The organism is Pseudomonas sp. PA27(2017) (genome assembly GCF_001945445.1).
Lineage (GTDB): Bacteria > Pseudomonadota > Gammaproteobacteria > Pseudomonadales > Pseudomonadaceae > Aquipseudomonas.
In genome coordinates this window covers 86,079-100,313 of record NZ_MSXW01000061.1, presented here as the reverse complement: position 1 = coordinate 100,313, position 14,235 = coordinate 86,079, and the positions used below count along the sequence as shown (strand labels likewise).

The window sequence follows — 14,235 nt, the reverse complement described above, 5'->3', positions numbered from 1 at the left end:
CACAGCACATGAAAGCAACCGATACCGCCGACTTCATCGGCTCACTGAATGCCGGCGTCTTCGCCGAGCAGGTAGGCCGCGCCCTGAGCGACGTGGCCGCAGGCGTCATCGACACCGGCAAGGCCGGCTCGGTCACCCTCACCTTCAGCCTCAAGCAGATCGCCCAAAGCAACCAGGTGAGCGTGAACCACAAGCTGGCATTCGTGCAGCCCACCAAGCGCGGCAAGAAAGGCGAAGACCTCGCCCTAGACACACCGCTGTTCGTCACGCCGGATGGCCTGCAGCTGTTCCAGACCAACCCCACCGACCAGCTCTTCAAGCGTGAAGACGCCCCGGTCGTGGCACGCGACTGATTCACCGCACACCCCCCACTTACCAAGAAGGAACCCGCTCCATGCTCAACAAAGAAACCCTGCAGCACATCGAAGCCCAGGCCCTGCTGGCTGCTCAGATCCGCATCGTGCTCGGCGGCGGCACACAACTGGCCGTTCTCCCCGAGGCAGCTCGCACGCTAAACCTCGAGCCGTACGAAGCCAGCCGCTACCGCTTCCGCGGTGGCCTCGAGACCCACTCCATCACGGACTATTCCGGGTACGTCACCGATCACCTGGTGGATGACGCCAATTCCGCCCCGGCCGGCTTCATTGATCAGGAAAGGATGAGCGCCAAGGTAATGTTCAACCTGGGCAATCCCGACAATCCAGGCCACGGCGATGACACCGCCACCCTCACGCTCAAGCCTACTGCAGCCTTCAAGGCCGTAGAGGCCATCGTGGGCCAGAAGCTGAGCCAGCAGACGCTGGCCGAGTGGCTGGAAGACTGGGCACGCAACATCGAAGCGAATGCAAACCAAGACAAGCTCGACATCGCTGCCGCCATCAACGGCATCCGCCGCATGACCATCAAGGCCACCAGCCAGCGCGACAGCTCGGTGGGCGACCTCTCCGCCAGCCGCAGCGCCATGGATGAAATCGAAGCCAAGAGCCAGGAAATCCTGCCGACCAGCTTCCACTTCACCACCGTGCCCTACGAGGGCCTGGCGCCCGCGCTCATCACCCTGCGCCTGTCCGTCATCACCGGCGACAACGCCCCGGTACTCAAGCTGCGCTGGGTGGGCGAAGAAGCCCAGCGCGAAGAATTCGCTCAGGAATTCAAGGAAGTGCTCGACCAGAAGATCGGCGAGTACGTGCCACTGACCATCGGCACCTTCCAGCTCGGCAAGTAACCACCGCAGCAACCGGCCGGCGCCTACCACGCCGGCCCTCTACAACCTTCGAGGCACAGCACATGCACCCGACCATTCAACTACTCGCCATCGGCCTTATCACCGGCCTGGCTATCGGCATCGCCCTTCACCTGGTGATCAGCCGCACCACCAAAGCACGCATCCGCGCCCAGGGCTACAGCGCGGGCAGCCAAGCCCGCCAGCCGCGGATCGACGAATTGCGGCACAGCATCACCGCCCAGGCACTGGAAATCACCAGCCTCAAGGGCCAGCGCCTGAAACTGGTTCACGACCACCAGCACGCCCTCGAATCGATCAGCCAAGACGCAGACGCCCGGGTCAAGCTGTTCGCCCAGCGCTGCCTTAGCGACCACGAACTGCTGTGGGTCCGCCGCGCGATCAAGCAGCTGGAGAAGGCTGCCGAAGTCCATAAGCACCTGGGCAACATCCAACGCGAACGCGACACCAACGCCACCCGCGAGCAGCTGCAGGCATTGGTATCACGCCAGCAGCAACTGGAGGCCGCACCAACTGCAGCAGCCAATAACGGGCGCAGCGTGATCGTCCAGGGGCCGCAGGCCTGCGGCAAAACCTACAACGCGGCCCGCATCGCCAAAGCGCTGGGGCTCAGCAAGATCGTCGACAACTGGCAGCCCGGCGACGCGCTGGACAAACAGCACACCCTGTACCTGACCAACCACGAATTCGACGAGAGCCCTGGCCACCGTATGCTCATGAGCTACGAGACAGCCATGCAGCACGTCGCCAAGCAGGAGGCCGCCGCATGAAAACCCTGTGCATCTACCACGCAAACTGCGCCGATGGCTTCGGCGCCGCCTGGGCCGTGCGTAAGGCGCTGGGCGCCGACCACGTCGACTTCGTTGCTGGCCACTACGGCCAGCCGGCACCAGACGTAGAAGGTCGCGACGTGATCATCGTCGACTTCTCCTACCCCTACGAACTGCTGGTGCTGCTCGGTCACCAAGCCCGCTCGATCCTCATCATCGACCACCACAAGACGGCAGCCGAAGCACTGGCACGCCTGCAGCCGGCGCCCCCCACGTTCGCTGAATGGCGCACGACAGAGCAGCGCGTCGGCAAGGTATTCGACATGGAGCGCAGCGGCGCCGGCTTGACCTGGGACTACCTCATCCCGGACGAGCCACGCCCGCACTTGATCAACCACATTGAAGATCGCGACCTTTGGCGCTTCGCTCTGCCCGGCACCAAAGAAGTCATGGCAGCGGTGTTCAGCTATTCCCAGGACTTCGACCTCTGGGACGGCCTGATGAAGCGGCTTGCCTTGGAGCTTCGTGACGATGGCCATGCGATCTTGAGAGCACACGACAAGAACGTGGCCGACCTGGTGCCGAACGCCCGGCGTCTCACCATCGGCGGCCACAACGTCCCAGCCTTGAACTGCCCGCACTTCATGGCCAGCGACGCCGGTCACATCCTGGCCAAAGGCGAACCCTTCGCCGCCTGCTACAGCGACACCCCGAATGGCCGCGTCTTCTCCCTGCGCAGCCTGCCCGAAGGCCTCGACGTATCCGAGATCGCCAAACAATACGGCGGCGGCGGCCACCGCAATGCGGCCGGCTTCACTGTGCCCTTCGACCACGACCTGGTGACAGGCGCCACCGGACGGGTTCTCACCTGCGTCTACTGCGCGCACGAATACCCGCAGGACACCCCAGCAGCCGGCGAGCAGGTACTCACCGAGCACATCCGCCAATGCCCTAAGCACCCAATGCGCGAAGCCGAACAAAAAATTCGCCAGCTTCGCGAAGCTCTCGCCGGCCTGCTGGGCGAATCAACGCCACTCGGCCTCGCACATTTAGAAGCAGGCCTGAGCTTGGTACCAATGCCTAAGACTGAAAAGGCAGTAATGCTCAGGGCTATCGAAGTCATGCGCGACACATCCGCCTACAGTGGCGCGGAGGGTCAGCAGCCATGACGTGGATCCTTACCAACCGAGGCATTCGTTTCGACCTGCTCGAGCCTACCGCCGAAATGGTCCACCCGAACGACCTCGCCTTCAGCCTGGCCCGGCTCTGCCGCTTCAACGGCCACACCAGCAAGCACTACTCGGTTGCCGAGCACTGCTTCCGCACACACGAGCTGGTCGAGCCCGAGCACCAACTGCACGCCCTGCTCCACGACGCCACCGAAGCCTACATCGGCGACATGACGCGCCCACTCAAGCTGGCCATGCGCGGCTACGCCCAGGACATGGCCGTCGATGACGTCTACGGCCAGGTCGAGCAGCGCATCTGGCTCGCCATTTGCGAACGCTTCGACCTTGAGCCCGAGCTACCCGACCAGGTGAAAGAGGCCGACATGTACATGCTCGCCGTCGAACGCCGCGACCTAATGCCCGCCCACCCCGACGCTTGGGACTGCATCCAGGGCATCGAGCTGCCCGCGTGGCGCATCAAACCATGGAGTGCAGAGGAAGCCCGCGACCGCTACTTCCAGCGGCTGATGAGCCTTCTCAGCACCAACCACCGTGCGAGGGCTCAGGCATGAAAGTAATGTCAATTATCTCGCGCTGTTCCAACCATGAATCTGTCATAAGCCTCATTGAGCATCTGCGACGAACTCTGAAAAATTTCCAGATGACGCGCGGCATCTACCTGAGTGCGTCCAGTTTCGTCAGCGTAATCACGCTCAATTTCCTCAATGAAATGACGAAGCGATCTCAAGTAAGTCTGCCAGTTAGCCGCAAAACGCTGGTCAGGCATTTGGATATGGCTATACACCCTCATATCCTCGTAAACAGCCTTTACAAGACGGATCATTCGATCGAGCCGGTTACGAGGAATCTTCCCGTCAACCATAACCATGCTCAACGCTTCGATAAATCCGTTCGCGTAAGCGCTATCCAAATGAGCCCGGCGCATATATTCACGCGCTGCATCTTCATTTGTCCGGCTAGTTTGGTGGTATTGCCAATAGCTGATGCCTACCGCACTCAAAATAGCGGCTACCGAGCCAATTGCCTGCACCCAGGCCGGGGCGGCAGGACTGTCCCACGGAGCGTAAATAAGCGCCCAGACCAAAAGGAAAAGAGCTATCACCGCAACTGGCAAGAACCAAGCTCTTTGGAAAAACTGCCATCCCTTGCTCGCCTTTTTTGCAAAATCGCCGCTCATGCCATCATCCAAGCATCCATGTTTCGATGGAGCTTGCCGGCACCTCGCCACTATGTCCAGCGAGGTGCAGCATGAACCGCACCTACCGCATTCACCCACAACCCAGCTTCAACTTCGGCGGCCTGGTCATCGACAACTTCGCCGGCGGCGGCGGTGCGTCCACCGGCATCGAAATGGCACTCGGGCGCGCGGTCGATATCGCCATCAACCACGACCCCGAAGCGATCGCGATGCACGAGATCAACCATCCGCACACAAAGCACTACTGCGAGAGTGTGTGGGAGGTGGACCCTCGCGAAATCACCAACGGCCGACCTGTCGACCTCGCGTGGTTCAGCCCAGACTGCAAGCACTTCAGCAAGGCCAAGGGCGGCAAGCCGGTCAAGAAGGAGATTCGCGGCCTCGCCTGGGTTGCCATCCGCTACGCCGCCACCGTGCGCCCCCGCGTGATCATGCTGGAGAACGTCGAGGAGTTCGTCACTTGGGGGCCGCTCGCCGAGGGTCGCCCCTGCCCGAAGAACAAAGGCCGCACCTTCAAGAGCTTCGTGAATGCCCTGCGCCGCCACGGCTACCAGGTGGAATGGCGCGAGCTGCGCGCGAACCAGTTCGGCGCCGCCACCATCCGCAAACGCCTTTTTCTGATTGCGCGCTGCGACGGTATGCCGATCGTATGGCCTGAGCCGACTCACCTGGCCGCAACCAGCATCGAGGTCAAGGCCAAACAGGCCGCACCCCAGCGCCTGGCGGCGGACATCATCGACTGGTCGCTCCCCTGCCCGTCTATCTTCCTCACGCCCGAGGAAGGCAAGGCCCTGGGCGTTCGCCGGCCGCTGGCTGAGAACACACTGCGCCGTATCGCCCGCGGGATACAGCGCTACGTCATCGACAATGCCGAGCCCTACCTGGTGAAGGTCAACCACGGTTATGACTACTTCCGCGGCCAGCCACTGGGCGAGCCGCTGCAGACCATCACCAGCAAGCGCGGCACCGGGCTTTTGGTGCCGACCCTGGCACCTTTCATTGCCAACACCCGTAACGGCGAGCGTGCTGGGCAGCAGCCCCGCGTAGCCAGCGTCGAGAAGCCTCTTTGGACCGTCACCGCCCAGGGCTCGCAGCAGGCGCTCATCGCCCCAGTGATCACCAAATTCCGCTCAAACGACCGCGGCACATCGGTGGAAACACCACTGCCCACCGTGACCGCCAACAGCTACATCAAAAAGCCGGGCGGCGCAGCGCCGATCGGCTTGGTCGCAGCGTTCCTGGCCAAGCACTACGGCGGCAACTACAAAGGCCCGGGCTCTGCGATGACCGATCCGGCCCCCACAGTGACGACCCGCGACCATAACGCCCTGGTCACCAGCCACATGGTCAAGCTGCGAGGCACCAGCCGCGACGGCCAGCCAGTGACCGAACCGTTGCACACCGTTACCGCCTCGGGTAATCACCTCGGCGAAGTGCGGGCCTTCCTCATCAAGTACTACGAGAACGGCACCGGCCAGACCCTGAGCGAGCCCCTGCACACCATCACCACCAAGGATCACCTCGGCTTGGTGATGATCAAGGGCGAGCCGTACGAGATCGTCGATATCGGCATGCGCATGCTAGAGCCCCACGAGCTCTACGCCGCCCAGGGCTTTCCAGCCGACTACATCCACAACCGCACCCTCACCAATCCCAAGCTGCCGAAGGACGCCCAGGTACGCATGTGCGGCAACAGCGTCTGCCCACCAGTAGCCGCCGCCCTGGTGCGCGCTAACCTGGTGGACCAGCAGCAGAGCGAGGTGGCGGCATGACCCAGCTCGTCGAACTGCAAACCTCCACCCTCAGCGGCCCCGCCCTCGCCTGGGCGGTGGGCACCGCCGAAGGGCTCAACCTCTATATCAAGCCCGGGCAATACGGCAGCGGCCCGGGCGTGTTCGCCAACATCAACGGTCGCGCCACGCGCTGGTGGCCAGAGAAGGACGCAGCGCAAGCCTGGCCGCTGCTGGTAAAACACGGCCGGCGGGTGCGCCTGCACCTGGACTTCCAATGCAATGGAGCGAGCTACCTTGAGGCTGGGATTCGCTGCGGGCACACAGCTAACGACATGCTCACGGCAGCCATGCGCACAATCGTGAGCATGAAGATCGGCCCTGTCGCACTGATTCCTGCCCAGCTACTCCCGCTTCGGACATACACAACCAACCCGGGCGAGTCCGTGATGGGCATTGCGATGCGCGAGCTGAAGGACGAGAAACGCTGGCCAGAAATTCGCGACCTCAACGCGGAGGCTCACCCCGGCATGGGCCCGCACGACTACTACCCCGTGGGCACGGTACTGGCGATGCCAGAAGGCGGTCCTGCATGACCTGCACCATCTTCCACAGCACCGAAATGCCACAGGGCCGCGGCGCGAGCCACACAGGCACCATCCCGCGCAAACCCATGCGCTGGCAGGTCGAGTACTGCATCAAGACGCCTGACGGCCGCGTGCTGATCGAAAGCACCAAGATCATCCAGAAAGCCAACCTCGATGAGCTGTACGTGATCATGGATCAGACTATCGACGACCTCGGTAACGAGGCCGGCAACCTAGCCACATTCGTCAGCTGGCGAGCCACCGCGCACGGCGGCACCCGCAAGAATCGTAAAAAGGGAGGTAAGCGGTAATGGGCCCTCAACCAGATCCACAACCCTCCGAGCTGCTAGCTGCTCTCAAGCAACTGGTAGACCAGCTAAGCGGCCCGCGTGTCAATCAGGCTGATGAACTCTGGACTGCCGAGGATATTGCCAGCTACTTGAAGCTGGCGGCTGACACAACTGAGCGCCGCGTGGTCACCAGGCCAGACTTCCCCAGTCCGCTGCAGCCCTGCCTGACCGGCGCTCGAGCGGCAAAGCGCTGGTTCGCCGCCGAAGTCATCACCTGGGCCAGGCAGAACCGCAGCAAGCTCCCTACCCCCAGGCAGCGCCGCAAGGCTGCCTGATCAATCCAGCCGGCCGGCCACTTCGGTGGCCGTGGCGTTGTAGTACACCATCAGCGATCGCGGATCACGGTGGCCAGTCATCCTGGCCAGGTCGAGCACATCGAGCTTTCTCGCCAACCTGGTGGTCGCCTCATGCCGGGTATCGTGAAACCGCAGATCGACAATCCCCAGCTCATCCCGAATACGCCGGAACATCGCATCAGCTGTGCCACTGCTGAGCTTGAACAGCTCATCTCCCTCAGCAGCATCCACCAGCACCGCCAGCAGCTCGACCGCCCGTTTGCTCAGCGGTACGTCGCGGCTGTCGCCGTTCTTCGTCAGATCCAGCCGAACATACCGCCGCGCCAGGTTCGTGTTCTTCTTGGTGAGCGACAGTATTTCGCCCTGGCGCATGGCTGTTTCCAGCGCGATCAGGAAGGCGTAGGCCAATTCCTGCAGCAGCGTCACCGGCACCTGACCTTCTATATAGCCGAACCGGGTCAGCAGCCGGTGCTCCTCATCAGCCAGCACTCGCCGATCGCGAGGCCGCCCGTTACCTGGGCGCTTTACTTCCCGCACAGGGTTGGCCGAGCACCAGCGCCATTCGCGCTTGGCGATCTCGAAAACAGATGACAGCAGCGTCATCTCGCGCCGCACGCTCGGCGCCTTCAACGACTTCAACCGGGCATCACGCCATTCTGCAATCTGGTCGACCGTCACTTCGCCGATTCGCAGGCCCACGAACGGCAGCTCGTTGTTCAGCTTGTCTAGGCGGATCTCTTCCCAGCGTTGGCCCGCCTTGCTCGGCGACACCTCGCGCTTGTACCGCATGAGCGCATCTGACAGAGTCGAGTCCACGCCCGTAACATGGCCCGGCACGCCGGCCAGAATCTCAGCTTCGCGCTGTGTAGCCCAGGCCTGTGCCTGAGCCTTAGTTGAAAAGGTCTGCGACTCCCTGATACCGCGCTTGGCAATCTCGGCCCGCCAGCCGCCACTGCGCTTCCTGAATGACGCCACGCCTACCGCCTCCCTTGGCGTAAAAATGGCGTAAACAGTACCACGCAACAGCCATTTGCTGCCCTCTCCTGTACCGACCGTATAACCGTAACAATCAGGTAATCCGCCACTTGCACGCAACTGCCGTTATGTGCACAATGCTGCCCGCTTTGGGGAGAGTCTCCCCCGGGGCACCAAACAATCAAAAAAGGCCTTGATCTCCAAGGCCTTTTTTATGGTCGGCGTAAAACTGGTGCGACACTCGAATAGGCGCCCCCGGCGGAACCCGATTCCAGGCTACGCACGCGAGCCTCGAGCAGCCCCACCGACCAATGCGCTCACTGTCGACTTGAGCCTGAAGCCCCGCCCGTAGACGCCTCCAGCTTACGGCACTCAATCACAGCCCCCATGAACCTGACGGCAACGACAGCTCATTTCGAAGAACGAAGACTGCACAGTGCCATATCGACAGCCAATTGCTTTCTGAAGCTGGCTACTGCTCGGCGGCCTGCTTATGATTGCTCGTCCATACCACCCTGGACGGCTTTGCAGCCGGCACTGCGCAGCGTTACGGGCAAGCCGCGGGCGAACGACCTGCCCAGAGATTGCACCGCGGTGATGCTAGGGACTGCCTTGTTCGGGCGAGCGTCGACGCGAGCGCAGCGATTGCATCTGAACACCAGATACACGATGGCCACCCGCAAGTAGCAGCGCCATGACAGCGGAAACTGGCGTTTTCCACACCTCAGGGCCAACCAGTACAAGCAGGGGATAAACCTTGGATAAGCAACCGGATGGACTGAAAGTGCCGGAGCGCATCATGCCGTTTCCTCGCTCAATCAGCGACGAGGCACGCGCGGTATTGGCCAAACTCGTCAGCCCCGAGGGCATGCCCTACAACGCAGGCCATACATTGCCCGCACTGTCAGATCATGATGCATGGCGGGCGCTTCAACGAGTGATTGGGGCCCAATATGACGCAATGCTAGAGGCGCGTGCGACCGCATCCAGTGCAACGGTCGAGACCGTGCAGATCGGACATGCGCAAGTTCATATCGCCACGCCTGCCGCGAACCATTGCTCGAAATCGGCCTACATCCATCTGCATGGCGGCGCATTGATCAGCGGTGGCGGTAGTGCATGCCGCGAGGCAGGACGCATAATCGCCGAACGCCATAACATCCGCTGCTATTCCGTCGACTATCGCCTACCTCCCGACCACCCCTTCCCGGCGGCATTAGACGACTGCGTGGCGACGTACCAACACGTCCTGCAACAACACAGTCAGGTTGTCGTCGGCGGCCAATCCGCTGGCGGCAATCTCGCTGCCGCGCTCGTTGCCAAGGCTCGCGACATGGAAATCCCCCTGCCTGCGGGCTTAGTGCTTTTGTCACCAGAGGTCGATCTTACCGAGTCAGGCGATAGCTTTGAGGTCAATCGGCTCGTGGATGTGCGCTTACCAAGCTCACTGATGGCGTGCAACCTTCTTTATGCCAATGGGGCAGATCTCGCGCACCCCTATCTGTCACCACTATTTGCCGACCTCGATGGATGGCCATCTACATTTCTGCAATCGGGTACCCGTGATCTGTTTTTATCCAATGCCGTGCGGATGCACCGCCGTCTTCGGCAAGCGGGCGTTGCCGCAGAATTGCATGTTTTCGAGGCAATGCCGCATGGAGGCTTCGGTTCAGCGCCTGAAGACGAAGAACTCAGCGAGGAACTTGATCGATTCTTGCAGAAGGTATGCGCCCCATGTAATCAGGACCGCGAATAATCAAAGCCCAACCTGTCGTGCACGACTTCAGGGCCTCTCTTAAAACGTTGGTGAGGCAGCCAGCGCAAGGCAAAAACAGGCGAAAGAGCGGAGTTTACGTACTGTAAATGAGCATTTTGAGCCTGTTTTTAACGCCGCGCTGACACACGGATAGTTTTTAGAGGCGCCCTTTAGCGGCTCAATAATTCAGGGCCTGATACAAGATACCGGCGGAACCTGGCACGGAGCCGATGCAGCCACTCGCGTTTGTGTCGCCGGATCGGATCCGACCGATATCAACGCCATGAACAGGGGAAATGCCCGCTGACGCCATGAAGCACCTGGCCACGAAACGCCTGGGACGAGGCATACCTGCCCCGGGCAGCTGAGCAATTCGTGCACGCTCATGGCGAGCCCCTGAACCGTCAGCCCCACTCACTGGCGCCCGCGCAGTGAAACACCGGTTCGCCGCCGAGCCCATGCAGCCCGCAAAGACTGGAGTCCACGCTTGGTGGATACCCAGGCACAGCCTCCCTTGGCCCAAGCGAATGGCGTAAGCAGTACCACGCAACAACCATGATCTGCCCTGTGCCGCACCGATGGTATAACCGTAACAATCAGGCAATCCGCTGCTTGCGCGTAACTGCCATAATGTGCACAATGCTGCCCGCCCTGGATAAGGTCGCCCAGGGCATGCTATATCCTTCAACTGTTGCCAACTTGTGACAACTCGCACTAAAACAGTGCCGTGTATCGCCTTGATGCACATGCTTGAGCCATTATAAGAACCCATACGAAACGTGCACCAGAGCCTCGCGAAGATCACGCGGGTTTTCGCGTGCCCGAGGGGTTGGCATTTGCGCAAAAGTTAGCGTAGAGTTCAGCCACTGTGTTTGCATGGGTCGCCGAGAATCGTGACCTGATGCAGTAGATCGCCCTAGATCCGCTACATCCCGTTCGACTTCCATCACTCCTTGCAACCAGTCTTCAGTCCTCTACACATGGAGGCTGTCATCAACTCTAGTTCCAAGGAAAAGAGACATGTCGAATCGTCAGAACGGTACCGTCAAGTGGTTTAACGACGAGAAAGGTTTTGGTTTTATCACTCCAGAAAGCGGTCCGGATCTGTTCGTACATTTCCGCGCTATCGAAGGTAACGGCTTCAAGAGCCTGAAAGAAGGCCAGAAAGTTAGCTTCGTTGCTGTACAAGGTCAAAAAGGCATGCAGGCTGACCAGGTTCAAATCCAGGAATAAGCCGCTGCTTGAAAAAACCCCTGACTCACGTCAGGGGTTTTTTTATGCCTGCAACTTAGTATCCGCGCTCCAACCGCCCTTATTCATGCGAACGACCTTATGCCGAAATCAGCACTACGCCCACAAGGCGACTTTCCTCCGGCAGGCCTGGGACGGCGCCTGGCCGCCGTGCTGTATGACGGCTTCCTGTGCATCGCCCTGATGATCGTAGTGGGCTTCATCTACAAGCTGATCCAGATGGCCATCTATGGCGAGGCGCAACTGCGGCAGTGGGCAGATGCCGGCGCACTGGACCATGACCCACTGCTTTCCACCGTGCTGCTGCTGAGCCTGTTCGGGTTCTTCGCCAAATTCTGGACCCACGGCGGCCAGACCCTGGGCATGCAGGTGTGGGGCATTCGCGTGCAGAATGCCGATGGTACGGCGATCACCCTCTGGCAGGCGCTGTTGCGCTTCCTGATCGCCATCCTGTCATGGCTGGCATTGGGCCTGGGCTTTCTGTGGGCACTGGTCGACAAGCGCAACCGCACCTGGCATGACCTGTATTCCGATAGCGTCGTCGTGCGCCTGCCCAAGCACGCGCATCGCAACGGAAAGGCTTAAAAAAGTGAAAGCACGCGCCCTTCCCATCAGCGGGAAAGGCGCGCTGGATCACCCCGCCCGGCGCAGCAACCAGAGGCCGGCAATGGCGCAGATGCTGGCTGGAAGCAGCACCGCCACCAGTGGCGAGAAGCCGAACACCAGGCTCGACGGGCCGAGCAGATCCTGGGCGATGCGGAACACGAAGCCCACAAGAACACCGGTGAACACGCGCTGCCCCAGGGTGACCGAGCGCAGCGGGCCGAAGATGAAGGAAATCGCCATCAGTACCAGCGCAGCAGTCACCAGCGGCTGCAGCACCTTGGTCCAGAATGCCAGCCAGTAATTGCCGTTGTTCAGGCCTTGTTCTTTCAGGTAGTGGATGTAGTTCCACAAGCCAGTGATCGACAGCGCCTCGGGCTCCAGCACCACGGTGCCGAGCAACTGAGGGCTGAGCTCGATGTCCCAGCGCTCGGTCGGCGCCTTGACGACTTCGGTGCGGCGGTCGTGGAACAGCGTGGTTGCCACGTCCTCCAGCTCCCAGTAGCTGCCCTCATAAGTGGCACGACGCGCGAAGCTGGACGACTCCAGACGGCGGTCGTCATCGAAGCGGTAGCGAGTCACCCCGAACAGCACGCCACCTGGCTGCACGGCGTTGATGTGCACGAACTCCTGCCCCTGACGGTGCCACATGCCGCGCTTGGCAGTCTGCGCTTCGCCGCCGCCCTGAGCCATGGCACGGCTGGCCTGGGCCTGGTTTTCGGTCCAGGGCGCCACGTACTCGCCGATCAGAATGCCGACCAGCATCAGCGCCAGCATGGGCTTCATCACACCCCAGACGATGCGCCCGATCGACACACCGGCCGCACGCATGATGGTCAGTTCGCTGTTGCTGGCCAACGTACCCAAGCCGATCAGACAGCCCACCAACGCCGCCATCGGCAGCATGTCGTAGATGCGCCGCGGTGCGGTCAGCAGCACGTACCAAAGCGCGTCGCCGATGCCATAGCTGCCTTCGATATCGCCCAGTTCATCGATGAGCGCGAACAGCAGGGCCAGGCCGACGATGATGCCGAGCACAGCCAGAATGGCGAACAGCACCTGCACGCCGATGTAGCGATCCAGCTTAACCACGAGCGATCTCCCGACGGCTTACCAACTTCAGACGCAACGGCTCCCAATAGAGCAACGCCAGGCCAACCAGCAGGAACAACAGGTGCACGCCCCACAGCCCGATGTAGGGCGGGATACGCCCCTTGTCCAGCGCACTGCGAGCCGCTACCAGCAAGCCGAGATAAGTCATGTACAGGAGAATGGCCGGCAGCAGCTTGAGGAAACGGCCCTGACGCGGGTTGACCCGCGACAGCGGTACGGCCATCAGGGTGACGATGAACACCAGCAACGGGATGGAGATACGCCACTGCAGCTCGGACTGCATGCGCGGCTCGTCGCTGCCGAACAGCTGCGAAGTCGGAATCGCCTCGCGCTCGCTGATGTCCGCCGCCACCGACGGCTTGGGCAGCAGCACGCCATAGGTGTCGTACTGGATCACCCGGTAATCGGCCTGCCCTGGATTGCCGTCATAGCGGTAGCCGTTTTCCAGGATCAGGTACCGGCTGCCATCGGGCTGAACCTCCTGGCGGCCACTTTCGGCGACCAGCACACTGATGCCGCGATCCTTGTCGCCCTCGCGGGACACGCGCTTGTCGGAGATGAAAATGCCGCCCAGCTCAGTACGGTCATCCGACAGATCACGGGTGTAGGTAACGCGCGTGCCGTCGCGCATCGACTGGAAACGCCCGGGCACCAGGGTATCGAACTCGGTCAGGGCGTCCTGCTGATTGAAGATCCTGGCGACCTGGGTCACGCCCTGCGGCGCCAGGCCCATGCTCAGCCAGGCCACCAGCAGCGCTACCACGGTGGCAGGCGCGAGGCTATAGAGGAACAGCCGTTGCTGGCTCATGCCGGTGGCGGACAGCACGGTCATTTCGCTATCCAAGTACAGCCGCCCGTAAGCCAGCAGGAAGCCCAGGAACAGGCCCAGGGGCAGAATCAGTTGCAGGAAGCCGGGCAGGCGAAAACCCATGATCAGGAACAGCACGCTGGGATCGAGTATCCCCTGGGCCGCCTGGGCCAGGTACTTGATGAAGCGGCCACTCATGATGATTACCAGCAGTACGGCACTCACCGCACTCAGGGTAACCAGAACCTCTCGGGACAAATATCGGAAGACGATCAAACAGACACTCCAGGGTTGTCAGGCTCAGGCGGCTGTGCTCAAACTAGCCGAACTGCATGCTGGCCCGCACTTTCAAGCGAACCGGCCGA

The 14,235-nt window shown here is 61.4% G+C and carries 16 protein-coding genes; 12 read left to right on the top strand and 4 right to left on the bottom strand.

Going from position 1 to position 14,235, the window contains the following annotated elements:
• The first annotated feature begins 8 nt into the window (after positions 1-8).
• The 5 genes from BVH06_RS21975 to BVH06_RS21955 all read left to right on the top strand — a co-directional run bounded on the left by BVH06_RS21975 (position 9) and on the right by BVH06_RS21955 (position 3,754).
• Entirely contained in the window at positions 9-353 is a 345-nt protein-coding gene (locus BVH06_RS21975; protein WP_075935474.1) for a hypothetical protein, read from the top strand.
• A 41-nt stretch (positions 354-394) separates the two neighbouring features.
• Positions 395-1,225 carry a YfdQ family protein gene (locus tag BVH06_RS21970; RefSeq protein ID WP_075935473.1) on the top strand — a complete coding sequence of 277 codons (831 nt, stop codon included), beginning with the start codon at positions 395-397 and terminating at the stop codon, positions 1,223-1,225.
• Positions 1,226-1,287: 62 nt separating this feature from the next.
• Complete coding sequence (locus tag BVH06_RS25575; protein ID WP_139315705.1) at positions 1,288-2,013, top strand: hypothetical protein; 726 nt, start codon at positions 1,288-1,290, stop codon at positions 2,011-2,013.
• Positions 2,010-3,182, top strand: a complete 1,173-nt coding sequence (locus tag BVH06_RS21960; RefSeq protein ID WP_256575241.1) for a phosphohydrolase — start codon at positions 2,010-2,012, stop codon at positions 3,180-3,182. The genes BVH06_RS25575 and BVH06_RS21960 overlap by 4 nt, the downstream gene beginning before the upstream one ends.
• The gene (locus BVH06_RS21955; RefSeq protein ID WP_075935472.1) at positions 3,179-3,754 is read left to right on the top strand and encodes a phosphohydrolase; all 576 of its coding nucleotides are present in this window, start codon (positions 3,179-3,181) and stop codon (positions 3,752-3,754) included. The genes BVH06_RS21960 and BVH06_RS21955 overlap by 4 nt, the downstream gene beginning before the upstream one ends.
• Before the next feature lie 8 nt (positions 3,755-3,762).
• Here BVH06_RS21955 and BVH06_RS21950 read toward each other — a convergent pair whose 3' ends face one another.
• Complete coding sequence (locus BVH06_RS21950; protein WP_075935471.1) at positions 3,763-4,380, bottom strand: hypothetical protein; 618 nt, start codon at positions 4,378-4,380, stop codon at positions 3,763-3,765.
• Between the two features lie 71 nt (positions 4,381-4,451).
• Between BVH06_RS21950 and BVH06_RS21945 the strand changes: the two genes are divergently transcribed.
• The 4 genes from BVH06_RS21945 to BVH06_RS21930 are packed head-to-tail and all read left to right on the top strand — an operon-like array spanning position 4,452 to position 7,343.
• Positions 4,452-6,173: a DNA cytosine methyltransferase gene (locus tag BVH06_RS21945; protein WP_075935470.1), complete on the top strand. Its 1,722-nt coding sequence runs from the start codon at positions 4,452-4,454 to the stop codon at positions 6,171-6,173.
• The gene (locus tag BVH06_RS21940; protein WP_075935469.1) at positions 6,170-6,727 is read left to right on the top strand and encodes a phage protein NinX family protein; all 558 of its coding nucleotides are present in this window, start codon (positions 6,170-6,172) and stop codon (positions 6,725-6,727) included. The genes BVH06_RS21945 and BVH06_RS21940 overlap by 4 nt, the downstream gene beginning before the upstream one ends.
• Positions 6,724-7,029 (top strand): hypothetical protein, encoded by a 306-nt coding sequence (locus BVH06_RS21935; RefSeq protein WP_075935468.1) that lies wholly within the window; start codon positions 6,724-6,726, stop codon positions 7,027-7,029. Before BVH06_RS21940 ends, BVH06_RS21935 begins: the two co-directional genes overlap by 4 nt.
• Complete coding sequence (locus BVH06_RS21930; protein ID WP_075931323.1) at positions 7,029-7,343, top strand: hypothetical protein; 315 nt, start codon at positions 7,029-7,031, stop codon at positions 7,341-7,343. The genes BVH06_RS21935 and BVH06_RS21930 overlap by 1 nt, the downstream gene beginning before the upstream one ends.
• Here the strand turns inward: BVH06_RS21930 and BVH06_RS21925 are convergent, their stop codons facing one another.
• The gene (locus BVH06_RS21925; RefSeq protein WP_075935467.1) at positions 7,344-8,339 is read right to left on the bottom strand and encodes a site-specific integrase; all 996 of its coding nucleotides are present in this window, start codon (positions 8,337-8,339) and stop codon (positions 7,344-7,346) included. It lies immediately after the preceding gene.
• Positions 8,340-9,096: 757 nt separating this feature from the next.
• Between BVH06_RS21925 and BVH06_RS21920 the strand changes: the two genes are divergently transcribed.
• From BVH06_RS21920 to BVH06_RS21910, 3 genes are all read left to right on the top strand, one after another.
• Complete coding sequence (locus BVH06_RS21920) at positions 9,097-10,095, top strand: alpha/beta hydrolase (protein ID WP_256575240.1); 999 nt, start codon at positions 9,097-9,099, stop codon at positions 10,093-10,095.
• Positions 10,096-11,115: 1,020 nt separating this feature from the next.
• A complete protein-coding gene (locus BVH06_RS21915; protein WP_003284681.1) occupies positions 11,116-11,328 on the top strand; it encodes a cold-shock protein in 213 nt (70 codons plus the stop codon).
• Positions 11,329-11,427: 99 nt separating this feature from the next.
• Complete coding sequence (locus BVH06_RS21910; protein ID WP_075935465.1) at positions 11,428-11,931, top strand: RDD family protein; 504 nt, start codon at positions 11,428-11,430, stop codon at positions 11,929-11,931.
• A 48-nt stretch (positions 11,932-11,979) separates the two neighbouring features.
• On the opposite strand, the gene lptG is transcribed toward BVH06_RS21910, so the two are convergent.
• Together lptG and lptF are read right to left on the bottom strand one after the other, a co-directional pair.
• Positions 11,980-13,041, bottom strand: coding sequence for an LPS export ABC transporter permease LptG (lptG, locus tag BVH06_RS21905; RefSeq protein ID WP_075931327.1), 1,062 nt, complete (start codon positions 13,039-13,041; stop codon positions 11,980-11,982).
• On the bottom strand, positions 13,034-14,146 hold the full coding sequence (gene lptF, locus BVH06_RS21900) for an LPS export ABC transporter permease LptF (protein ID WP_075931328.1): 1,113 nt from the start codon (positions 14,144-14,146) through the stop codon (positions 13,034-13,036). The genes lptG and lptF overlap by 8 nt, the downstream gene beginning before the upstream one ends.
• Positions 14,147-14,235 lie beyond the last annotated feature (89 nt).

What these genes read in the sequence shown, in the direction of transcription:
- BVH06_RS21935 (WP_075935468.1), top strand. Translation starts at nt 6,724, where the DNA reads ATGACCTGCACCATCTTCCACAGCACCGAAATGCCACAGGGCCGCGGC.
- BVH06_RS21950 (WP_075935471.1), bottom strand. Translation starts at nt 4,380, where the DNA reads ATGAGCGGCGATTTTGCAAAAAAGGCGAGCAAGGGATGGCAGTTTTTC.
- BVH06_RS21945 (WP_075935470.1), top strand. Translation starts at nt 4,452, where the DNA reads ATGAACCGCACCTACCGCATTCACCCACAACCCAGCTTCAACTTCGGC.
- BVH06_RS21970 (WP_075935473.1), top strand. Translation starts at nt 395, where the DNA reads ATGCTCAACAAAGAAACCCTGCAGCACATCGAAGCCCAGGCCCTGCTG.
- BVH06_RS21955 (WP_075935472.1), top strand. Translation starts at nt 3,179, where the DNA reads ATGACGTGGATCCTTACCAACCGAGGCATTCGTTTCGACCTGCTCGAG.
- BVH06_RS25575 (WP_139315705.1), top strand. Translation starts at nt 1,288, where the DNA reads ATGCACCCGACCATTCAACTACTCGCCATCGGCCTTATCACCGGCCTG.
- BVH06_RS21940 (WP_075935469.1), top strand. Translation starts at nt 6,170, where the DNA reads ATGACCCAGCTCGTCGAACTGCAAACCTCCACCCTCAGCGGCCCCGCC.
- BVH06_RS21930 (WP_075931323.1), top strand. Translation starts at nt 7,029, where the DNA reads ATGGGCCCTCAACCAGATCCACAACCCTCCGAGCTGCTAGCTGCTCTC.
- BVH06_RS21960 (WP_256575241.1), top strand. Translation starts at nt 2,010, where the DNA reads ATGAAAACCCTGTGCATCTACCACGCAAACTGCGCCGATGGCTTCGGC.
- BVH06_RS21975 (WP_075935474.1), top strand. Translation starts at nt 9, where the DNA reads ATGAAAGCAACCGATACCGCCGACTTCATCGGCTCACTGAATGCCGGC.
- BVH06_RS21910 (WP_075935465.1), top strand. Translation starts at nt 11,428, where the DNA reads ATGCCGAAATCAGCACTACGCCCACAAGGCGACTTTCCTCCGGCAGGC.
- BVH06_RS21915 (WP_003284681.1), top strand. Translation starts at nt 11,116, where the DNA reads ATGTCGAATCGTCAGAACGGTACCGTCAAGTGGTTTAACGACGAGAAA.